Here is a 22,422-nt window from a genome sequence, read left to right as displayed (position 1 = left end):
TGACAGGACCGCCGATCTCAGCGGCTTAGTGTGTACTCGGCGCTGCAGTACGGACATTTCGCCCAGCCGCTTTTTTCTATGGGCAGGAATACACGAGGATGTGAATTCCACAAATGCATCCCCGGCATGGGACAGGCCAGCGGCACATCATCAAGGGTGACCGTATAGTGGCTTTCAGTGTTGGATTGGACACGCTTCGCGGTCGTTTGGTGCGTGGTCATGATGGCGGGCCTCGGACATGCTGGATGCGATGCGGTGATTATCGCAGATTACCCGCCTCACGCATGACCTCGTCCCAGAGTTCGACGATTCCGCGGCGAATATCCACGAATTCCGTATCGCTCACCACGCTATCCTGCCCCTCCAGCGACAGACGGTGCAGCCGCTGGCGATATCGTCGATAGGTATTCACCAGGAAATCCACCCGCGACTGTGGTACGAGATTTCCGGAGGCCAGGCTCTCCAGCTGGCGGATATTGTCCGAGAAGGTCACGATCTCGGGATACTGGTCGGCCCATTTCAGCATCCAGAATTGCACCAGGAATTCCAGGTCGGCAACGCCGCCGGCATCCTGTTTCAGATCGAATTGGCCGGGGCGCGCCTTCGACAGATTTTCGCGCATGCGCCGGCGCATCCTGCGTACTTCCTCCTGCAGATCGTCGCGTCTCACCGCCTGGCGCAATATCTCGATGCGCGCCGTCTCGAACTGCTCGCGCAGCGGCGCATCGCCCGCGATCGCCCGCGCCCGCAGCAAGGATTGATGTTCCCAGGTCCAAGCCTCCTGGAATTCATAGTCGCGAAACGCCGCCAGCGACTGTACCAGCAGCCCCCGGTTGCCGCCGGGGCGCAGCCGGGTATCCACCTCATACAAGCGTCCGGCCCCGGTATGCACCGTGAGCAGATGCACCAGGCGCTGACCCAGGCGTTGAAAAAACACGCCGTTGTCCACGATCTGCGGTCCTTGCGTACGCTGCGCGCCAGCGCTCGAATCATGCAGAAAGACCAGATCGAGATCCGATCCATAGCCCAGTTCCAGCCCACCCAACTTGCCATAGGCCACCACCATCATGCCCGGTATCCGCTCGCGACCGTCCTCGTCCAGACACGCCGGCGTTCCATAACGCGCCGTCATTTGGGACCAGGCCAGCGCCAGGGCTTCCTGAACGATCAGCTCGGCGATATCGGTGAGACGATCGCTGACTTTCATCAATGGCAGTCGGCCGGTAAGGTCGGCCACCGCAACACGAAATATCGCCGCGCTCTGGAACTGCCGAAGAATTTCCACCTGGCGCTCGGGATCCTCGCCCTGCATCGTCATGCGCAGGCCGGCGAGTTCCTCCGCAAACTGCGCCCGCGTCAATGATTCCTCCAGCAGCCGCGCGTCCAACAGCTCATCGAGCAGCAGCGGCTGCGCGGCGATCTGATCCGTCAGGAATTGGCTTTGCGCGCATAAATCGATCAAGCGGCGCATCGCCATGCTGTTTTCGTTGAGCAGCGCAAGGTAGACCGTACGTCCGCCGATTCTCTCCAAGATGCGCAAAATGCGCGCCAATACCATCGCCGGTGCGGCACAGCGTGCGATCCCAGGCAGCAATCGCGGCAGCAGTTCATGCAGCCGGCGCCGTCCGGTCGCGTCCAGTCGGCCGTAATAGGCGCCGGCTCGCAGCTGTTCCAGTAAATCGCCGGCAGCCGCCGGCTCCTCGAATCCCAATGAGGTCAGACTACGCAGGCGCTCCGCGGCGGCCATGTCCAGATCGAACCTTACCGGTGAACTGCGCTGCCCGGCCTCGCTATCCACCGGGCCGAATACGATCTGCGAAAAACAGCGCATGACGCATTCGCGATGAGTATTCAAATCGCGCATCAGCGCTTCCCAGTCCGGAGCGTGCAGCGCATAGGCCAGGCGCGCGCGCGCGCGTTCATCGTCAGGCAAGCGATGTGTCTGCTCGTCATTCCACTGCTGCAGCCGGTTTTCCACGGTCCGCAGGTAGCCGTAGGCATTCTGCAATTCCTCGACCGTCTGCGCCGGCAACAACCGCCGCCCGACCAGCCGCGGCAGCACCTTGCGAAGCTCCTGGCTTTGCAGGCGGCGATCACTGCCTCCGCGGATCAACTGCAGCGCCTGAACGATGAACTCGATCTCCCGGATGCCGCCGGGCCCCAGTTTCACATCGTCCTGCATGTCATGACGCTTCACTTCGCGGGAAATCATGGCCTTCATATCGCGCAGCGACTCGAATACCCCGAAATCCAGGTAGCGCCGATATACGAACGGACGCAGCACCTCATCGTACAGCGCCGGATACTGCTCCAGCGCCGTCAAGGCACGTGCCTTGACGTAGGCATAGCGCTCCCAATCCCGGCCATGCTGCTGCAGATAATGCTCGAAGGCACCGAAACTCACGGCCAACCGGCCGCTGTCTCCGAACGGCCGCAGGCGCAAGTCGACTCGATATACGAAGCCGTCGACCGTGTGCGTCGCCAGCAGCTGCACGAGTTTCCGCCCCAGCCGCAGAAAGAATTCCGCATTGTCCACCGGATGCGGCCCGTCGGTTTCACCCTCCTCCGGATACAAAAGAACCAGATCGATGTCCGAGGAAAAATTCAGTTCACCCCCGCCTAGCTTGCCCATGCCCAGGATCAGCAGCGGCTGTGCCTCGCCCGTTTCGGCGCCGCGCGGCGTACCGTATCGCGCCATCATTGCGGCATACATCCGCCGGTAGGCGAATTCGACGCAGGCATCCGCCAGCAGGGAGAGATCCCGCAAGGTTTCGTCCAGGCCGGCCCAGCCAGCTATATCGCGCCAGGCAATGCGCAGCATGTGACGCCGACGAAACAGTCGCATCGACTCCATGAGCGCCGGCTCGTCCTCCCCATCGACATCGGCGGCAAGCTGCCGGGCGATCCAGGACTCATCGACCTGCGTCAGCAGATCGCCCCGTTCGAGCAGCCCCTCCAGCAGCGACGGGTCGCGGCTGCAACTGGCTGCTGCGAATTCGCTGCACGCCCAGACATGCGGCAACGACTCCCGCACCGCCTCACATGCAAGGATCCGCGCCCAGACTTGCGGAGCACGCTCGCAGGCGGCCGTCAGGCGTTGCGCACTCTCGGCCGCCAGCCGCCGTGGCCAGTCAGGTGGTGCGCCTTTTGCGTCTTGCGTCATATCGACATCCAGGCGTCCTTCCATTCATCACCCCGTCACGAGCGCATGACCCGCCGGCGGACGAACCGGATCGGTGTCCAAGCGCGGCGCTGTACATCATTCATCGATATCCGGCCAGTTCAGGCGTGCCTCGAAATCCGGCGTGGCTCGCCATCGCAGCCGGCCATCCCGCCGCTCGATGAACATGGCCGCAATATCGCGCTGCATCGCCAGGTCATAACCCGCTTGCGCACCCAGCACGTTCAAAGCGGTTGCCCAGCCGTCGGTGTACATCGATGTCGGGCCGATCACGGCAACGGAAGCCAGCGAGTGCTCGACGGGCCGGCCGGTACGAGGATCCAGGGTATGGGAATATCGCCGGCCATCGATTTCGTAGTAACGCCGGTATTCACCCGATACGGTTATCGCCAGATTGCTCAATCCTATGATCGCGTACGGTATGGTTTCGCCATCCACGGGCCGCTCGACGGCGATTTTCCATACAGCGCCCTGCGCATTGCTGCCCTGCACGCGTATTTCCCCGCCGATATTGATCATGTAGCGTTTGATGCCCAGTGACGAAAACCGCCCGCCGAGTTGATCGACTGCATAACCCGGCGCGATCGCATTCAAGTCGATCTGCACCTCGGCAAGCGTCTTGCGCAGCGCCGGCGGCCGCATACGGACCTGCAGCTTTTCATACCCGGTGCTGGCGCGCAGGGCATCGAGTGCCGCAGGTTCAGGCAGGGACTGCGGCGTCCTCTCCGCAGTCCCGAAACCCCAGGCCGCCACGAGCGGCGCCACCGTGACGTCGAAGGCGCCGCCCGAGTCCTCACTGAACTGCAGCGCCGCCTGTACGACATTCGCCAGATCCTCTGATACCTCGAACCATTCTGTCGAGTGCGATGCATTGAAGCGGGAAATCTCCGAATCACCGCGGTAGGCCGACATGGATCGGTCGATGCGTGCCAGGACATCGTCGATGACCGTCTGCACCGCGGCGGTATCCACATCCGCCGGCGGCGCCACGATCTTGATCGAATAGCTCGTTCCCATGGTAGGCCCGGAAATTTCCAATTCGACCGGCGCCCGGACGCATCCTCCGAGGACCAGGGCGGCGCACAATAGAAAGATCGATCGATTCATAGGAACCCGCAGGAATTGTTGGTCGACAACATGCTCGCAATACTCATATCGTACCGTCCCGCACATTCATCATCTTCCGGAACAAGCGGTCAACGGCAGGGCCGTGCCCCTGCACCGCCCCTCAGGCTGTCGATCTGGACTGCATGCGGGTTGCGTAGGCATGTCGCTCCCTCGGCGCCCGCTCTGCAATAATGGCGACGGTGACCGGAGGCATTCATCAGCGGCGCGGGAGATTGGCAATGAAACCGATGATACTGGTCGCGCTGGGCGGTGCCGCAGGTGCGGTCGGCCGTTACAAGCTGTCCGGCTGGGTGCTGCACCATAGTGTGAGCTGGAAATTCCCCTTGGGAACCTTTTGTGTCAACGTGCTCGGCTGCCTGATCGCAGGCATCCTGGCGGGCATGATCGCGAAGCACGATCTGTTCTCCCCCGATACCCGGCTGCTGCTCTTCACGGGTCTGCTCGGCGGCTTCACGACATTTTCGGCCTTCGGACTGGAAACTCTGTATTTGCTGAAACGCAGCGAACACCTTCTGGCCGGCGCCAACGTCCTGTTCAGTATTCTCGCCGCGATGATGGCGCTATGGATAGGTTTTGAACTGGCCGGCACCGGCAGCAGACCATGAGCATGCCGAACCCGTGAATCATTGCGGGCCGGCAGCTGCCTCCTTGTTCCTCTGCTCCTGCGCCGCGCGCTCACGTCGGATGGTCAGTACGATGGATCCCAGCGCGACCGCGATCACGCCGATCAACGCCGCCATGGCGACCACCAGGCCGCCCGCCAGCTGCCAGCCTTCGTAGAGTCCGCCGGCCAGGCCGATGGGCGTCGTGACCAGCAACAACGGCTTTGCGATCTTCATGAAGCGCATGATGCCCGAAACAGACCCCGGGCTCACGCTTGCCGCACGACCGCCGGACCGGTGCGCCTCGACGCGGGGCAAGCAGGTATGATGCACTGCCGCGCTCACCGCCTTCCTCGCCCCATTCATTACCATGCCACTGCTGACGCTCAGGAACGCCGAACTCGCCTATGGCCTGCATCCGCTGCTGGACCGCGCATCCCTGACGATCGATGCAGGCGAACGGGTCGGGCTCATCGGCCGCAACGGTACCGGCAAGTCGTCTCTCCTGAAAATCATTGCCGGAATCTCACCACTGGATGACGGCGAAATGGTTCGGCAGGACGGCTTGCGCGTAACGCTGATCGAGCAGGAGCCCGAATTGCCGCCGGCCGCCGACGTTCGCGACAGCCTGGTCCTGCGCGGGCGGCTGGACGAAATCGCCGATGACCGTGAACGCTGGCGCATCGACGCCAGACTCGGTGAGTATCTGCACCGGCTCGCCGTCACGCCGAATCGCGCGCCCCAAAACCTCTCGGGCGGCGAGCGCAAACGCGCCGCGCTGGCGCTGGCGCTCAGCTTACAGCCGGATCTACTGCTTCTCGACGAACCCACCAATCATCTCGACATCGGCGGCATCGAAGCGCTGGAAGATCTGTTGATCAAGGGTCCCGCCGCGATCGTCGTCACGCACGATCGCACCTTCCTGGACCGCGTGGTGACACGCATCCTGGAACTCGATCGCGGGCTGCTACGCTCCTATCCCGGAAATTTCGCGGTTTATGAAGCGCGCAAGAGCGAACAACTTGCCGCCGAAGGCATCGAAAATCGCAAGTTCGATAAATTCTGGGCGCAGGAAGAAGCCTGGATCCGGCGTGGAGTGGAAGCACGGCGCACTCGCAATGAGGGCCGTGTGCGCAGACTCGAAGCACTGCGCGAGCAGCGCGCCGCGCGGCGCGAACAGCTCGGCAAGGTGAAGCTCAGCCTGGATTCCGGCGATCGCTCCGGAAAGCTGGTCGCCGAGCTGGCAGGGGTCGGCAAGTCTTTCGGCGAGCGCCGCATCGTGCAGAATCTTTCGCTTCGCATCCAGCGTGGCGATCGTCTCGGGCTGATCGGTCCGAACGGCGCCGGAAAATCCACCCTGATCAAGCTCATTCTGGGCAAGCTTGAACCGGATTCGGGCTCGGTTCGCCTGGGCACGAACCTGCAGATCGCCTACTTCGACCAAATGCGCGACCAGCTCGATCCCGAGAAATCCGTACTTGAAACGATCAGTCCGGGATCCGACTGGATCGAGATCGGTAGTGAGCGCAAGCACGTGATGAGTTATCTCGGTGATTTCCTGTTCACCCCGCAACGTGCTCGTTCACCGATCAAGGCGCTGTCCGGCGGCGAACGTAACCGGCTGCTGCTGGCACGACTGTTCGCCCGCGCCGCGAACCTGCTGGTCATGGACGAGCCCACGAACGATCTGGATATCGACTCGCTCGAACTGCTGGAGTCGACTCTGCAGGGCTACGGCGGCACTCTGCTGCTGGTCAGCCATGACCGCGCATTCCTGGATAATGTGGTGACCCAGACACTGGTCGCGGAAGGAAACGGCAAATGGCAGGAGTACGTCGGCGGCTATAGCGACTGGCTGGCACAACGCCCTGTAGCACAGCAACCGCCCAAGCTCAGGAAGGAAAGCTCTGACGAAGCCGGCCTGCCGCCGCCCACGCGCATCGCAGCACCGGCCAAGCTCAGCTACAAGGAAAGACGCGAGTTGGAAGCGCTGCCCGCCGAAATCGAAAATCTCGAGCAACAGCAGCGTACGCTCACCGAACACATGAGCAGTGCGGAGTATCACAAGCAAGGTAGCGAGCGGATCAAGGCGGATCGGCGCCAGGCACAGGATCTCGAGCACCGGCTCAACGAACGGTTCGAGCGCTGGAGCGAGTTGGAAGCCCGATCGAATCTCGTCGATTCCCGGAACGGCGCATAATCCGAACATGCCCGCCCTGCCCCTCATCTGTCATCCGGCAACACCCTGCGACTTCGTGCAACGCTTCACCGTGCGCATCGATACCCTGGGCCAGGGCCGGACCGTCTTCCACTATAGGCTGGACGGCGATATCGACCGGTTGCGGCTACCGCCCCGGCAGCCTCCCTGCCACGTCGATGAACTATGGCGGCATACCTGCTTCGAAGCCTTCATCGCCCCCGAGACCGCATCCGCCTATCTGGAATTCAATTTTTCGCCGTCGAGGACGTGGGCCATCTATCGTTTTGACGACTATCGTGCCGGCATGCGCGCGCTGCACCCCGAACCGGCACCGCGGATCGTATGCCGGCGGCGTTTGCAGCAACTCGAAACGGACGTGGTGGTTCAGCTGGATCCGCTGATACCGTATCTGCAACCGGCGGCCGGTGAGAATGCAACGATTGCCGATAGAACGGCAACCGGCGGCGCTGATCCATGCCTGTCTCTAGGCCTGTCAGCCGTGCTGGAAGATCTGCAGGGGCGGATCAGCTACTGGGCCCTGGCGCATCCACTCGGCAGGCCCGATTTCCATTGTGCAGAAGGTTTCGTGGCGCAGCTCCCCCTGCCCCCGGCATCGGCACCGGCACCGGCACCGGGAAGAATGGGATGAAATTCGGCGTTGACCGCCTGTTGAGCGAGCCTGACCTGCGTACCGAACTGGCCGGCCGGCGAATCGCGCTGCTCGCGCATCCCGCATCGGTGACCGCAGACCTGACCCATACGCTGGACGCGCTGGCACGAATCGAATCCCTGCACTTGACGGCGGCATTCGGTCCGCAGCACGGCCTGCGCGGCGACAAACAGGACAACATGATCGAATCGGCCGATTTCGAGGATCCCGTACACGGAATCCCGGTGTTCAGCCTGTACGGCGACGTACGCCGCCCCACCCGCACCATGATGGACAGCTTCGACGTCTTGCTGGTCGACTTGCAGGACCTCGGCTGCCGCATCTACACCTTCATCACCACGCTGCGCTATGTGCTCGAGGCGGCCGCTGAATACGGTAAATCCGTATGGGTACTCGACCGTCCCAACCCTACGGGACGGCCCGTCGAAGGACTGCGCCTGCGTGCAGGCTGGGAAAGCTTTGTCGGCGCCGGCCCCCTGCCCATGCGCCACGGCCTGACCCTCGGGGAACTGACGCACTGGTTCATCCGAACCTTGCGGCTGAATGTCGACTACCGGGTCATTGTCATGCAGGGATGGAAACCCGAGCAAGGTCCCGGCTTCGGCTGGCCATTGGGCACGCGTGCCTGGATCAATCCCAGCCCCAATGCACCGAATCTTTCGATGGCGCGCTGCTACGCCGGTACCGTGATGCTGGAAGGCACCACCTTGTCGGAGGGGCGAGGCACGACCCGGCCGCTGGAATTGTTCGGCGCACCGGATCTGGACACACGCGTACTAGTCGCACAGATGCAGAATCTGGCACCCCAATGGCTGCAAGGATGCAAACTGCGGCCCTGTTGGTTCGAGCCTTCGTTCCACAAGCATGCCGGACAGCTTTGTGCGGGGCTGCAGATCCATGTGGAGACCGGCAGCTACGATCATCGCAGATTCCAGCCCTGGCGGTTGCAGGCGCTTGCTTTCAAGGCACTGCGCCGCATGTATCCGGACTACGCATTATGGCGTGATTTTCCCTATGAATACGAGCATGAGCGCCTGGCGATCGACTTGATCAACGGCAGCCCTCTGCTGCGGGAGTGGGTGGACGATGCTGCTGCGACGGCCGCAGATCTGGATACGCTGGCGGGGCGCGATGAAGCGGCCTGGTGCAAGGAACGCGAGGACATTCTGCTGTATCGCTGAATGCAGCCTCGAGCGCCGCCACCGGGCCGACTGCACCGTCCGGTATACCGTGCGCCGGGCCGTTTTCGTCTCATCGGGCGCCACCGCGCCTGTGACCGGCTGCCCGGCAATGGTGCCCGGGATGACGCTCCGGCGCCGACGGTGACTCAGGCCTGGTAATTCGTACTCGACCCGGCCCTGCGAACCGTCCTACGGCGAGCGGCACATCCCAACAGACCGACGATCAGCAATCCCAGCGTACCCGGCTCGGGCACCTGCACCGGCGGATGCTCGGGATCAACGGGATAGAAGGATGCCGGCGGATGCCCGTCTCCATGCCCCGGTTCATCGTCCATCCCCGGGTGCGCTCCCCGGCCTGCATCCGAGTTCGTATCCCGAGCCGTATCCGTATTCTGTACCGGTAGCGACGGCTGTTCTTCAGTGTCCGAGCCGGTATTCGGATGCGAATCCGCGGAAGTATCAGCGGCAGGCTCGACAGGATCTGCGCCAGGATGATCCGCCGGCGGTGACCTTTCAGCCGCTGTTCCCTGCTCATCCGGTACAAGCTTTGCCCTGGCGCCCGCGCCGCTACCACGCAGGCCGCCCATGTCCGCGAATCGGATCGGTCGGTCTGCGGATGCCGCTTCGTCCGCGGTCGCCGCTTCCGGATCGCTCCCCGGCGAAGGCGCATGCAGGCGCGCCAGCCGCGAGACGGCTTCTCCTTCCTCACCCGCGGGTCTCCCCATCCACCGACGATCGGATCCGTGGTGTTGATCCGCAAAATCCAGCTCCGGATATCCAGCTTGCACACCTGCATCTGCATGAATGCATGTCGACGACATCTGATCCGAAACGCACGGGTCCTGGCTGAACACGCCGGTTCCGAAACCAGGTCCGGCAGCGGATACGGAGGCGGTATATTCATCCATACGGGTATTCGATCCGCTCCAAACATCGCTCAAGGCAGCAACACCCAGCGCGCTCGGAATCAGAACGAGCAATAGAATCGATCGGCGTCTTCGCATTGTCTTCAACCAGGAAATTCAGCCTGACCAATGCAATGCAAACTTCGGTCCAACGTTCATTACCGGCCATTCTGCGCGGGTTCCATACCAGCTCTGTAAGCATATGCGACAAAAACACTGTCCAGACGCATCTGTTGACGCACCGGCGCCTTGCCATGAACCATGATGGACGGCGGGGTGTTAAACAGCTCACACCGGCGATGAGGAACCCGTCACGATTTGTGCTTCGTCGCAAAGCGAGGCGAGTCAAACAGGCGTGAAGCTTGTAAAAATTCCCGGCATCGGACCGAGCGTTCGCACGGCGGCGCGGGCATTACGATGAACCGCTCCATGACCAATGCAGAAACCCATGGCAGCGCCATCCGGTGCGCAGTGCGCCGAGCCGTTCCCGTCTCATCGAGCGCCGCCGCGCCTGTGATCAGCGGCGGCAATGTTCCGCTATCCTCCGGGAGCCGGACGGGAAACGGGAGCGGCCATTGCGAAATCTCGACCTCGCGGCCCGATCGAACGACAATCGACTTGAGCTATACCCACGTATTTGCAACCCTGTCGGATCAGGCTTGGCGTATTGGCCGAGCAGGCGATCGGACCCGGCCGGGCCGTCCCCGCAGCGAGGCTTGGCCGGCCCGGCAATGAAAGGAAATATCATGGGCAACGTTTCACGCTCGACATCCCTGCTGATCACCACGCTGCTTCTGGCAGCGACGACCATCTTCGGAATCCCCATGACCTACGCCTCGACCACGACCACGACCACGACCACGCTGCCATCGGACAATCCTTTCGCACGGGAAAGCACGCTCCCGTACCAGCTTCCGCCGCTGGACCGCATCAAGAACGAACATTTCAAGCCTGCCCTCATCGCCGGCATGGCGCAGCAGCGCGAGGAAATCGCGGCGATCACCGCCAATCCGGCCGCTCCAAGCTTCGAAAACACCATCCTCGCCATGGAGCGTTCGGGACGCCTGCTGACGCGCGTGCAGGCGGTGTTCGAGAATCTCGCTGCAGCCAACACGAACCCCGTGATCGAGGATGTCCAAAGCTGGGCGGCGGCGCCGATCGCGGCGCATACCGATGCGATCTTCCTGGATCCCGCGCTGTATGCCCGCGTACACGATCTTTACGAACGCCGCGCCACGCTGGGCCTGGACGCTGAATCCCTGCGGCTGCTGGAACGTTACGAGACGCTGTTTGTGCGCGCCGGCGCCAGGCTCTCGGACACCGATAAGGAAACACTGAAACAACTGAACGAGCAGCTCTCGAGTTCGACCACCGAATTCCGCCGGCAGGTGCTCAACGGCGTCAACGCCGCCGCAATCGTCGTGGACTCGCGCGCCGAGCTCGACGGACTCACGGATGAACAAATCGCAGTCGCCGCCGAAGCGGCGAAGGCGCGCGGCATGCCGGGCAAATGGGTCATCGCCTTGCTGAACACCACCGGCCAACCGCCGCTGTCGCAACTGACAAGTCGTGCCTTGCGTGAACGTATTTTCCGCGCTTCCATCGGGCGCGGCTGGGGGGGAACCTACGACACTACCGGCCTGGTGGCGCAGATCGTGAAGCTGCGCGCCGAGCGCGCTGCGCTGCTAGGTTATGCGAACCATGCAGCCTACGTGCTCGAAGACGAAACGGCCGGGACGACCGGCGCCGTGGACGGCATGTTGAAGCAGCTTGCTCCGCCCGCCATGGCGAACGCCAAAAAGGAGGCGGCCGTCATACAGCAGCTGATCGACCGTCAGGCTGCGGAAAACGGCACCGAATCCTTCCGGCTGGAAGCCTGGGACTGGGATTTCCACGCTGAACAGGTCCGGAAAGCGCAATTCGCCTATGACGAAGCCGAAGTACGGCCCTATTTCGAAATGGAGCGGGTTCTGCGCGACGGCGTACTGTTCGCGGCAACGGAGCTCTTCGGGATAACGTTCAAGGAACGCACGGACCTGCCCACCTATCATGAAGACGTCCGCGTCTTCGAAGTCTTTGATGCCGACGGCTCTACCCTGGGTTTGTTCATGGCCGACTGGTATGCGCGCAGCAACAAGCGCGGCGGCGCATGGATGAGCACCTTCGTCGATCAATCACGCCTGCTGGGTACACGGCCGGTGGTGATCAACAACCTCAATGTGCCCAAGCCCCCGGCAGGCCAGCCCACGCTGCTGACTTTTGATGAAGTCACCACGGCATTTCACGAATTCGGCCATGCCCTGCACAGCCTGTTCTCGGACGTGGCGTATCCGCTGTTTTCCGGCACGAACGTGCCGCGTGACTTTGTCGAATATCCCTCGCAGTACAATGAAATGTGGGCGATCGAGCCACGAGTGCTGGCGAACTATGCCAAGCATCACCGCACCGGCGCGGCGATGCCCCAGTCCCTGATGGACAAAGTACTGGCGGCCAGCAAGTTCAATCAGGGCTATGGCACGACCGAGTACCTGGCCTCGGCGATGCTGGACCAGGCCTGGCACCAGCTACCCGCCGGCAAAACGCCGCCGCAATCCGCAGTGGAGAAATTCGAGGCTGCCGCGCTCCAAGCCGCCGGTATGGACTTTCCTCCAGTGCCGCCGCGCTACCGCTCGACCTATTTTTCACACATTTTCGCCTCGCCCATCGGTTACTCGTCGGGCTACTACGCCTATATATGGAGCGAAGTACTGGCGGCCGACACCGTGCATTGGTTCAAAACCCATGGAGGGCTGACACGCGCCGGCGGCCAGCATCTGCGGCAAAAAATCCTTTCGAAGGGTTTCAGCGCCGACATGCTGACGATTTTTGAGGATTTCTACGGTCAGCGGCCCGACATCGTCCCGCTGCTGGAATCCCGGGGCCTCACCGGCGGCGGCTCGGCCCTCGAGGAGGAAAAAATACCGTCTACTTGAATTCGTATACCAGATTGACCGTCGTCAAGGTGTCGGTTTTCTTGAAACCCATGGGCGGATCGGTGTTGTGGCGTACCGAATATCCGAGTGCCAACGCCAGCACATCGGTCATTTTCACCTGCAAGGTCAGGTCGTTCTGCAGGTAGGTATTGTCAGAGCCTGCTTCGGTGACAAACGCGTCGATCAGCTTGGTGGAAGCATTGAAAGCATGCTCGAACGCAAGCGTACCGCGGAAGACGACCTCGCTATCGTTGTCACCGGATTCCACCAGGACACCGGCATCGTCGAATGCATCGCGCGTTTCGAAGAACTTATAACCGACGCCGGCCGTACCCACGAATTGGGTCGCCTCCGTATCGATAAACTTGCGGCCCAGACCGCTCGACAGCGTCGCTTGATATTCGAAGCCGCTGAACTTGTCATCCTCATAACGACCTGCCCCGAACCAGAATGTACGATCCGAGAAATTGTAATCGGACTGTCCAAAGGCTTCCCAACGTTGCGCTGTCGTGCCGGCATCGTCTGATGCATACAATCCGGCCAGGCCGAAGGAATGTTTCCATTTGCCTATCTCGTTTGCCAACTTCAATTTGGCATTTGCGGTTTCGGTCTCGGTATTGCCGCCGGAGATGACCAAACCCGCCTCGCCTTGCCCGGTCCAATCGGCACGAACCGGGGAACCCGCTGTCAGCGCGGCGATCGCGACGAGGGCAAGGCTAATCCGATAGCGCATAGGATAAAACTCCTGCAGTGCTGGTGAGGGCGCCTTTATACGCGAATCACGGGGTTACAAAAAGGGCATCCTGGCCAGCCCACAGCCGCCGTCCCGGCCGGACGTTACACAAATCAGCGGAACTGTCAAAAAATGTTTCTAAACAGCGCAAGACTGCTTCACAATCCGCAGGATGAGCTCGCCCGACCGCAAATCGCCGCATCCCGCAGCCCGGGGAGTTGCATCCGGTGTCGTTTACGAACAGCCGCTCAACGAGCGGATGCGCACATTCCTGCGGCTGGACTTTCTGTACCAGCAAATGCTGTATCACGAAGAATGCGAAGACGCCTGGTCGACGCGTGCAGCGATGAATTCATTGCTGGAAATCCTGGCCATCACCGCGCGCGGGGACATTCGCAGCGAAGTGCTCAAGGAACTCGAGCGCCAGATGTCAATAATGCATGACTATCAGACGCGTCCTGGGGTGGACGCAGGACGGTTGCAATCGCTGTTATCCAATCTTGCCAGACTGCGCGCCGAGCTGAACGCCGCCGGCGCATTGTTCATGCAGCGCCTGCGCGATTCGGAGTTTCTCAACTCGATCAAACATCGCAGCACGATTCCCGGCGGAACCTGCGAATTCGATCTACCGGACTATCGTCATTGGCTGAACCGGCCGTTCGAGGTTCGGTCCGCGGCCTTCCAGGACTGGATGACGACGATTCGCCCACTCTGCGACGCCGTCACCGAATTGCTCTGGCTCACCCGGGAAGCCGCCCGCTCGCGGCCGGAAACCGCCGCAGGCGGCGGTTTTCAGTTGGCCTTCGAACGTGACAATCCCTGCCAACTCCTGCGCATCACGCTACCGGCCGATACGGCGCTGTTTCCCGAAATCAGCGGCAGCCATCACCGCTGCAGTATCCGCTTCATGGAATGGACCGACATCAACTCGCGTCCGGTCCAGACGCAGGACGATATCGCGTTTTTGCTCACGACCTGCACCTGAGCCCGCCACCGGTTCCAGCGTGTCGACATCAGCACCGAATACCGCTTGCCCAACCTGCAATCGACGGGTGGAATGGTCGGAAAAATCGCCCTGGCGCCCCTTCTGCAGCCAACGCTGCAAACTCATCGATTTAGGCGCCTGGGCTTCCGGGAAGCATGCGATTCCAGGCGAACACGCCGATCCGGAGGACGGGTCGAAATCTTCCGAGAGCTGATCGCAAGAATCGGCCGCGGACCCTCAATTCATTTCCAGCGACTTCACCAGGAACGCCCACTGGTCGGCGTAGTCCTCGATCTGCATCCACACCGGCTTGCCGGTGCCGTGTCCGGCACGAGTTTCCACCCGAAGCAGAATCGGCTTCGCACAGGATTGAGCGTACTGCAGCGCCGCGGCGAATTTGTAGCTATGCCACGGCACAACGCGGTCGTCCCGATCGGCCGTCGTCACGAGCGTCGGCGGATAGCAGGTTCGATGCGCGTTGTGCACCGGCGAATAGGCATACTGGGCGGCGAACTCGGCTGCGTTTTCGCTCAAGCCGTAATCGCTGGACCACTGGCGCGCGTTCGAATTCGGCGTGTGATAGCGCAGCATGTCCAATACGCCGACAGCCGGCAGCGCGGCCCCGAACAGTTCGGGCCGCTGCGTCAGGACGGCGCCGACCAGCAACCCGCCGTTACTGCGCCCCCGGATCGCAAGCTTGGGCGTGGAGGTATATTTCTTCTCGATCAGCCACTGTGCGGCGCTAATGAAATCATCGAAGACATTCTGTTTCTGCAGCTTGGTCCCTGCGCTATGCCAGGCCTCGCCGTATTCCGAACCGCCGCGCAGATTGGCGACCGCATAGACGCCGCCCATTTCCAACCATACCAGGACGGGCACGCTGAACTCCGGCTGCAGCGGTATACCGAATCCTCCATATCCATACAGCATCAGCGGTGCCTGCCCATCCCGCTGCAAGTCCCTCCGGTGCGTAATGAACATCGGCACCCGTGTGCCGTCCCTGCTGGAATAGAACACCTGCTCGGTCACAAATTGCCCCATGTCGGCCTCGAGCCGCGGCGTATGTACAATCTGGGTTCGGCCGCTGCCGGCGTCCAGCCTGATGACGGAGGCAGGCGTCAAAAAATCGGTGTAGATGAAAAACGTCTCCGGATCCTGGACATCGCCGGCAAACCCCGCTGCCTGACCCAGACCGGGCAGCTTCACCTGATAAAGAGGTTGCCCATCCAGATCCAGCACCTGCACCAGCGAATGAGCCTCCTGCAGATACTGAGCGATGATCCGTCCGCCGACGATCGTCACCTCGGCCATCGCAAATTTTTTCTCCGGCACGATCACCCGCACGCCAAGCGGCTCGGTCGACACCGGCGCCTGCTCCGGATCGCCTTTCTTGTTTCGCTTTCCCGCAGCCGGCACCGCGATCAGTCGCGCATTGGGTGCGTGTGCCGTGGTATACACATAAAAAACATCGTCGATTTCCGCCACGAACCGGTAATCGGCGTCGAAGCTATCGAACAGGCGCACCAGATCGCCGGGCGAACCATCCTCGGCGAGCGGAAAATAATAGATTCCGGTGGATTGCGATCCGTCGTACAACCAGATGATCAGGTAGCGGCCATCGTCGGACATCTGCACGAAGGGATTGCGGGTCGGATGATCGGTGACTACAAAGATCCGTTCATCCTCGTTCTGCGTCTCGCCCAGCCGATGCCGAAAGATTTCCCGCTGCCGTGTATCATCTTCGTGGCCGTCGATGCGTTGCGGATACCGGGCGTAATACATCGAGCGGGAATCCTTCGTCCAGACCACCGGCACGAACTTGATGAACCGTAATTCATCCGGCAGGTCCTGTCCGCTTTCCACGTCGCGCACATGCCAGCTGCGCCAGTCCGTGCCGCCGTCGGACAGACTGTAGGCAACCCGTCTCCCGTCGGGGCTGGACACGAATTCCCCCAGCGCGACCGTCGCATCCGCGCTGAACGTATTGGGATCCAGCACGACGCGCGGCACGGCATCAGCCGTCTCTTTCACATATAGGACGCTTTGATTCTGCGATCCGTCGTTGTGCAGAAAAAAATAGCGGCCGCCGTACTTTGCCGGCAGCCCTTGACGCTCGTAGTTCCAGAGTTGCGTCAGACGGTTCTTGATGCGTTCACGCGCCGGGATGGATTCCAGGTAGGGCTGTGCCAGTGCGTTCTGTGCTTCGATCCAGCGGCGCGTCTGCTCGTCATCGGTTTCCAGCCAGCGATACGGATCCGCAACCTGCACGTCGTGATACAGGTCCAAGTGCTCGCCACGAGGCGTCTCAGGATAGATTGCCGCACCGGGGGATCCCGGCACCACGGCCGGCCGGGCGCCGCAGGCGGACAAGACGCCCGCGGCAGCCAGTGTCAGCACTCTTTTCATGATGTTGCCCTCGACGATTGTTCAGAGCTGCATTATTTCCGACTACGCGGTGTATATGGCGTTCCCCATGAGTGTAGCGAGACGCACGAACGATGCAGGCCGATGGATCGACTTTCAGCAACCAGAGAAACAACGGGCCACAGTCCTTCGCCATTCCCGACATCGCATACCGGCTCGGACGGCATTACCACGGGAGGATCCTGCGCCTCTTCCAAACGGCACTTTGAATGACATCGGCCGCAACGGCGCCTCACGCCGCGGCACCGATCACCTCCTATAATGGACCGGCGTCGCACGACGGCCGGAAATCCCTCTTTCGGCCTCGACATACGGAGGAAACGTGCAGCCGGCCATCTCGGTCTCGAATCTGGTCAAGACCTATGCCTCGGGATTTCAGGCGCTCAAGGGCATCGATCTGCATATCCGGCGCGGCGAAATCTTCGCCCTGCTGGGTCCGAACGGTGCCGGCAAGACCACCCTGATCAGTATCATATGCGGCCTTGTGAAGCCGACTTGCGGCACTGTCCTGGCCGACGGCCATGACATCGTTCGCGACTATCGTGCGGCACGATCCAAGATCGGACTCGTTCCCCAGGAATTGTTCACGGATGCCTTCGAGAGCGTATGGGATACGCTGAAATTCAGCCGCGGCCTGTTCGGCAGGCGTCCCGATCCGGCTTACCTGGAAAAGATCCTGCGCAACCTGTCGCTGTGGGACAAGCGAGACACCCGGATCATGGCCCTGTCCGGAGGCATGAAACGGCGCGTAATGATCGCGAAGGCGCTGTCGCACGAGCCGCTGATCCTGTTCCTGGACGAGCCCACCGCCGGTGTGGATGTGGAACTGCGGCGTGACATGTGGGAAATGGTCCGTTCCCTGCGCGCGAACGGCGTCACCATCATCCTGACGACACACTATATCGAGGAAGCCGAACAGATCGCCGATCGTATCGGCATCATCCATCATGGTGAAATCATCCTGGTGGAAGACAAGCATATTCTTATGCGCAAGCTCGGCAAAAAACGACTGACGCTCCATCTGCAAAGTCCTTTGCAACGGATTCCGGCCTCGCTCGCCGATCAGCCGCTGACGCTGTCGGCCGACGGCAACAATCTCATCTACACCTTCGACGCCCATGGTGATACCACCGGCATCGCTCACCTGCTGCGGCAACTCAATGATCTAGAAATAGATTTCAAGGATCTTCATACCCAGGAAAGCTCACTCGAAGAAATTTTCGTCAACCTGGTGGGCCGGCACAAATGAATGTTTACGGCGTGCGCGCTATCTATTTTTTTGAACTGTCCCGTTGGTTTCGCACGCTGGTGCAAAGCGTGCTCTCGCCGGTCATTTCCACGTCCTTGTACTTCGTGGTCTTCGGCGCTGCGATCGGTTCGCGCATTACCGAGGTGGAGGGCGTCAGCTACGCCGCGTTCATCGTGCCCGGCCTGATCATGCTGTCCGTGTTGACCGAGAGCATCTCCAACGCCTCCTTCGGCATCTACATGCCTCGCTATGCAGGCACCATCTACGAAGTGCTGTCTGCACCCGTATCCTACTTCGAGATCATGCTGGGTTACGTCGGAGCGGCAGCGACCAAGTCGGTGTTGATCGGCTTGATCATCCTGGTCACGGCTCGCCTGTTCGTGCCCTTCGAGATCGCCCATCCTGCCTGGATGATCGCCTTCCTGATACTCACTTCGGTGACCTTCAGCCTGTTCGGCTTCATCATCGGCGTCTGGGCAAGCGGCTGGGAAAAGCTGCAGGTCGTGCCGATCATGATCGTGACGCCGCTGGCCTTCCTGGGTGGAAGTTTCTATTCCATCAGCATGCTGCCGCCGCTGTGGCAGAAAATCACCTTGTTCAATCCGGTCGTATACCTCATCAGCGGATTTCGCTGGAGCTTCTACGGAATTGCAGACGTCAGCGTCGTCCTGAGTCTGGGCATGACTGCCGTCTTCATGCTGGTCTGCCTGCTGCTCGTCGGCTGGATCTTCAGGACGGGGTATCGGCTCAAGACATGAGCCTCATCGAGAGCCAAGGCAGGCTCTCCGAGCCTGGCTCCGAACATGGATCCAGGCATGATTCCAGACATGCCATTGCGGATGCCTCCGAAGCCGCGCTCGATGCTTCATGCGGAGGGGAATGCTGCCCGCAAGGCCGGGATCATGGGCAGATCGGCCTGCAGAAGATTTACCGACTCGAGTTCATCGAGCCTCGCCCAGCGCAAGGCCTGCAAGTCCAGGGATTGCGGCTCGCCGCGAAAGCGAATCACTCGCCACAGATCGAGTCTTACACGCCGCTGCGGGTAGGCATACTCATACTTGATCACGGGTACAGCGGCTTGCACCTCGATGCCCAGTTCCTCGTGCAACTCGCGCACCAGCGCGTCGTAAGGTGCTTCTCCCGGATCCAGTTTTCCGCCGGGAAATTCCCAGCTTCCCGCCAGCGGCTTACCCACCGGGCGCTGGGCGATCAACACCCGGCCGCCGGCATCGAACAGCGCGCCGGCTACGACATCGAGCGCGGCGTCTACCGCCGCGGGGCGGGGGGCATTCAACCTTCGCGCGCCAATGCGCCGTGACAGTGCTTGAACTTGCGTCCCGATCCGCAGGGACAGGGCTCGTTACGGCCGACCTTGCGTGTCTCACGCACAAACTGCGCAACCGGCGCGGCAGCGCGGGGCTCGGCAAGCGGTCCCTGTTCGGGCTGCGCGGTGAGCTGCTCGGGCGCCGCGTGCTGAAACTGCATGGCTCGCGCCAAGCGCCGCTGACGCTCCTCTTCCTCGGCGTCGATATCCGCCTGGGTACGCAGCTGCATGCGTGAGAGCATCGAAACCGTATCATGCTTGATGCGATCGAGCATGGCTGAGAACAGTTCGAATGCCTCGCGTTTGTACTCCTGCTTAGGATTCTTTTGCGCATAGCTGCGCAGATGGATGCCCTGGCGCAGATAATCCATTGCCGCCAGGTGCTCACGCCAGTGGGAATCGAGCTGCTGCAGCATGACCGCCTTCTCGACATAGCGCACCGCCTCCACCCCGTACGCCTGTTCCTTTTGTCGGTACGCCTCCTCGAGTTCGGCAAGCAGCTGCGCCCGCAGCCCGTCCTCCACCAGTTCCTTGTCCGCCTCCAGCCACTGCCTGGGCTGAACCTGTACTGCAAAATCGCGTTCGATCGCCTCGGTTAACCCCTCGACATTCCACATTTCCTCGGGACTGTTGGGCGGCACGAACCGATCCATGATGGCATTCACCACTTCACGGCGAATGCCCGAGATGGCATCGGCGATCTCCTCCGCCGCCATCAGTTCGCTGCGCTGTTGATAGATGACCTTGCGCTGATCGTTCGCCACGTCATCGTACTCGAGCAGATTCTTGCGGGCATCGAAGTTATGCGCTTCGACCTTGCGCTGAGCACGCTCGATCTGCTTGGACAGCATGCGGCTTTCGATGACTTCGCCTTCTTTCATGCCGGCGGTCTGCAGCCAGCGCTTGGTACGCTGCGGATCACCGAATATCCGCATCAGATTGTCTTCCAGCGACAGATAGAAGCGGCTGGAACCCGGATCGCCCTGCCGGCCGGAACGTCCGCGCAGTTGATTATCGATACGCCGCGATTCGTGTCTCTCGGTGCCGATGATGTGCAGGCCGCCGGCCGCAAGCACGGCATCGTGCCGTTGCTGCCACGCCTCGCGTACTTTCAGCCGGCCCGTCTCATCCGCCGGATCGACACTCTGCAGCTCCACTTCCAAGTTACCGCCCAGCACGATGTCCGTGCCTCGGCCGGCCATGTTGGTCGCGATGGTCACGCTGCCTGGTTGACCGGCCTGTGCCACGATACTCGCCTCGCGCTCATGCTGCTTCGCATTGAGCACCTCGTGGGGAATTTTTTCCTTCTGCAGCAGGCCGGCCAGCAGTTCCGAGGTCTCGATCGATGTCGTTCCCACCAACACGGGCTGACTGCGCGCGACGCAGTCGCGGATATCCTCGATGATCGCCTCGAACTTGTCTTTCTGGGTAAGGTACACGAAGTCGGACAGATCCTTGCGAATCATCGGCCGGTGCGTCGGAATGACGACCACCTCCAGTCCGTAAATGGACTGGAATTCGAATGCCTCGGTATCCGCCGTGCCGGTCATGCCGGACAGTTTCGAATACATGCGGAAATAGTTCTGGAAGGTGATCGAGGCGACGGTCTGGTTTTCTTCACGGACTCGCACGTTCTCCTTCGCCTCGATCGCCTGGTGCAGTCCATCGGACCAGCGCCGTCCCGGCATCGTGCGGCCGGTGAATTCGTCGACGATGATCACTTCGCCGTTGCGCACGATGTACTCGACATCACGGTGATACAGGGAATGCGCCCGCAAGGCGGCATTGAGATGATGCATCAGGCGAATGTTTGCGGCGTCGTACAGACTCTCACCCGGCTGCAGCAGGCCTGTCTCCACGATCAGTTCCTCGGCGCGCTCGTGGCCGGCATCGGACAGGTGGACCTGCCGCGACTTCTCGTCGGCCCAGTAATCGCCTTCGCCCTCTTCGCTTTCCTGGCGCCCGAGCCGTGGTGCCAGCGCGTTGATCTTGACGTATAGCTCGGTGCTTTCTTCCGCCGGTCCGGAGATGATCAAGGGCGTACGCGCCTCGTCGATCAGGATGGAATCGACCTCATCGACGATGGCGAAAAACAATTCGCGCTGAACACGATCCTCCAGCCGGAATGCCAGATTGTCCCGCAGATAGTCGAAGCCGAACTCGTTGTTCGTGCCGTAGGTGATATCGCAGGCATAGGCGGCCCGCTTCTCCTCGGATGACTGGCCGCTCTTGATCACGCCGACCGTCAGCCCCAAGAACCGGTACACCGCCGCCATCCATTCCGAGTCGCGCTGAGCCAGGTACTCGTTGACGGTGACGACATGTACGCCTTTGCCAGGCAGGGCATTCAGATAGGCGGGCAAGGTCGCGACCAGGGTCTTGCCCTCGCCCGTACGCATCTCGGAAATCTTGCCCTGGTGCAAGGTCATGCCGCCGATCAGCTGCACGTCGAAGTGGCGCATGCCCAGTACGCGCCGGGCTGCCTCGCGCGTGACGCCAAAAGCTTCCGGCAGCAGACTGTCCAGGGAGGCCCCCGCTGCCAGTCGTTCGCGGAATTCAATCGTCTTGCCCCGCAGCTGCACGTCGCTCAGCGTCTTGAGCGACTCCTCCAGCGCGTTGATGCAGCTGACATTTCGGGTGTAAGTGCCCAACAGCCTGTGATTACGGCTGCCGAACAGCTGCGCAAACCAATTCGCCACGCTGGAACTCCGAAGAATGAGCAGGGGAGAAAGCCGGTTATTGTACACCCACACCGTTTTTCAACGCAGGCGGATAAAATTCCGCCGGTGTTTTACCCGCAAGCCGCGGCCGGCCCGACACCCCATCTTAATCCGCAGGCGGCTTTTCCGCAGACGGCGCGGTGGATGC

General features: G+C 61.4%; 18 protein-coding genes. 9 read left to right on the top strand and 9 right to left on the bottom strand.

Features of this window, described 5'->3' with window-relative positions; translation table 11 throughout:
- Positions 1–17: 17 nt before the first annotated feature.
- The 3 genes from ACG33_RS15545 to ACG33_RS01830 all read right to left on the bottom strand — a co-directional run bounded on the left by ACG33_RS15545 (position 18) and on the right by ACG33_RS01830 (position 4,198).
- Entirely contained in the window at positions 18–221 is a 204-nt protein-coding gene (locus ACG33_RS15545) for a zinc-finger domain-containing protein (RefSeq protein ID WP_083536354.1), read from the bottom strand.
- A 38-nt stretch (positions 222–259) separates the two neighbouring features.
- On the bottom strand, positions 260–3,163 hold the full coding sequence (glnE, locus tag ACG33_RS01835) for a bifunctional [glutamate--ammonia ligase]-adenylyl-L-tyrosine phosphorylase/[glutamate--ammonia-ligase] adenylyltransferase (protein ID WP_168159993.1): 2,904 nt from the start codon (positions 3,161–3,163) through the stop codon (positions 260–262).
- Between the two features lie 96 nt (positions 3,164–3,259).
- On the bottom strand, positions 3,260–4,198 hold the full coding sequence (locus ACG33_RS01830) for an FAD:protein FMN transferase (protein ID WP_168159992.1): 939 nt from the start codon (positions 4,196–4,198) through the stop codon (positions 3,260–3,262).
- Positions 4,199–4,527: 329 nt separating this feature from the next.
- Here ACG33_RS01830 and crcB point away from each other — a divergent pair, with 329 nt between their 5' ends.
- Positions 4,528–4,914 (top strand): fluoride efflux transporter CrcB, encoded by a 387-nt coding sequence (crcB, locus tag ACG33_RS01825; RefSeq protein WP_066918214.1) that lies wholly within the window; start codon positions 4,528–4,530, stop codon positions 4,912–4,914.
- 18 nt (positions 4,915–4,932) lie between these two features.
- Here crcB and ACG33_RS01820 read toward each other — a convergent pair whose 3' ends face one another.
- A complete protein-coding gene (locus ACG33_RS01820; RefSeq protein WP_157071628.1) occupies positions 4,933–5,148 on the bottom strand; it encodes a hypothetical protein in 216 nt (71 codons plus the stop codon).
- 133 nt (positions 5,149–5,281) lie between these two features.
- On the opposite strand from ACG33_RS01820, the gene ACG33_RS01815 reads away from it, so the two are divergent.
- From ACG33_RS01815 to ACG33_RS01805, 3 genes are read left to right on the top strand one after another with little or no spacing between them, the layout of a single operon-like run.
- A complete protein-coding gene (locus tag ACG33_RS01815) occupies positions 5,282–7,111 on the top strand; it encodes an ATP-binding cassette domain-containing protein (RefSeq protein WP_066918209.1) in 1,830 nt (609 codons plus the stop codon).
- A 7-nt stretch (positions 7,112–7,118) separates the two neighbouring features.
- Complete coding sequence (locus tag ACG33_RS01810) at positions 7,119–7,760, top strand: DOMON-like domain-containing protein (RefSeq protein WP_066918207.1); 642 nt, start codon at positions 7,119–7,121, stop codon at positions 7,758–7,760.
- Positions 7,757–8,962, top strand: a complete 1,206-nt coding sequence (locus tag ACG33_RS01805; RefSeq protein ID WP_066918205.1) for an exo-beta-N-acetylmuramidase NamZ family protein — start codon at positions 7,757–7,759, stop codon at positions 8,960–8,962. Before ACG33_RS01810 ends, ACG33_RS01805 begins: the two co-directional genes overlap by 4 nt.
- 146 nt (positions 8,963–9,108) lie before the next feature.
- Here ACG33_RS01805 and ACG33_RS01800 read toward each other — a convergent pair whose 3' ends face one another.
- Positions 9,109–9,687, bottom strand: a complete 579-nt coding sequence (locus tag ACG33_RS01800; RefSeq protein ID WP_168159991.1) for a PEP-CTERM sorting domain-containing protein — start codon at positions 9,685–9,687, stop codon at positions 9,109–9,111.
- A 926-nt stretch (positions 9,688–10,613) separates the two neighbouring features.
- Here ACG33_RS01800 and ACG33_RS01795 point away from each other — a divergent pair.
- Positions 10,614–12,839 (top strand): M3 family metallopeptidase, encoded by a 2,226-nt coding sequence (locus tag ACG33_RS01795; RefSeq protein WP_237392664.1) that lies wholly within the window; start codon positions 10,614–10,616, stop codon positions 12,837–12,839.
- On the opposite strand, the gene ACG33_RS01790 is transcribed toward ACG33_RS01795, so the two are convergent.
- The gene (locus ACG33_RS01790; protein WP_066918201.1) at positions 12,832–13,572 is read right to left on the bottom strand and encodes a DUF481 domain-containing protein; all 741 of its coding nucleotides are present in this window, start codon (positions 13,570–13,572) and stop codon (positions 12,832–12,834) included. The two genes, ACG33_RS01795 and ACG33_RS01790, sit on opposite strands and share 8 nt — an antisense overlap.
- A gap of 172 nt (positions 13,573–13,744) precedes the next feature.
- Here ACG33_RS01790 and zapD point away from each other — a divergent pair, with 172 nt between their 5' ends.
- Positions 13,745–14,557: a cell division protein ZapD gene (zapD, locus tag ACG33_RS01785; protein WP_066918199.1), complete on the top strand. Its 813-nt coding sequence runs from the start codon at positions 13,745–13,747 to the stop codon at positions 14,555–14,557.
- A 19-nt stretch (positions 14,558–14,576) separates the two neighbouring features.
- Positions 14,577–14,771, top strand: coding sequence for a DNA gyrase inhibitor YacG (gene yacG, locus ACG33_RS15540; protein ID WP_083536352.1), 195 nt, complete (start codon positions 14,577–14,579; stop codon positions 14,769–14,771).
- Positions 14,772–14,794: 23 nt separating this feature from the next.
- Here yacG and ACG33_RS01780 read toward each other — a convergent pair whose 3' ends face one another.
- Positions 14,795–16,963 carry a prolyl oligopeptidase family serine peptidase gene (locus ACG33_RS01780; protein ID WP_083536351.1) on the bottom strand — a complete coding sequence of 723 codons (2,169 nt, stop codon included), beginning with the start codon at positions 16,961–16,963 and terminating at the stop codon, positions 14,795–14,797.
- Positions 16,964–17,303: 340 nt separating this feature from the next.
- Between ACG33_RS01780 and ACG33_RS01775 the strand changes: the two genes are divergently transcribed.
- Positions 17,304–18,230 carry an ABC transporter ATP-binding protein gene (locus ACG33_RS01775; protein WP_066918197.1) on the top strand — a complete coding sequence of 309 codons (927 nt, stop codon included), beginning with the start codon at positions 17,304–17,306 and terminating at the stop codon, positions 18,228–18,230.
- The gene (locus ACG33_RS01770; protein ID WP_066918195.1) at positions 18,227–18,988 is read left to right on the top strand and encodes an ABC transporter permease; all 762 of its coding nucleotides are present in this window, start codon (positions 18,227–18,229) and stop codon (positions 18,986–18,988) included. Before ACG33_RS01775 ends, ACG33_RS01770 begins: the two co-directional genes overlap by 4 nt.
- A gap of 107 nt (positions 18,989–19,095) precedes the next feature.
- On the opposite strand, the gene mutT is transcribed toward ACG33_RS01770, so the two are convergent.
- Both mutT and secA read right to left on the bottom strand, forming a co-directional pair.
- Complete coding sequence (gene mutT / locus ACG33_RS01765) at positions 19,096–19,524, bottom strand: 8-oxo-dGTP diphosphatase MutT (protein ID WP_066918193.1); 429 nt, start codon at positions 19,522–19,524, stop codon at positions 19,096–19,098.
- Positions 19,521–22,253: a preprotein translocase subunit SecA gene (gene secA, locus ACG33_RS01760; protein ID WP_066918191.1), complete on the bottom strand. Its 2,733-nt coding sequence runs from the start codon at positions 22,251–22,253 to the stop codon at positions 19,521–19,523. Before secA ends, mutT begins: the two co-directional genes overlap by 4 nt.
- Positions 22,254–22,422: the final 169 nt, after the last annotated feature.

Source organism: Steroidobacter denitrificans, assembly GCF_001579945.1.
GTDB classification, from domain to species: domain Bacteria; phylum Pseudomonadota; class Gammaproteobacteria; order Steroidobacterales; family Steroidobacteraceae; genus Steroidobacter; species Steroidobacter denitrificans.
The sequence above is the reverse complement of the archived record's forward strand: the minus strand, read 5'-3'. Positions and strand labels throughout refer to the sequence as shown.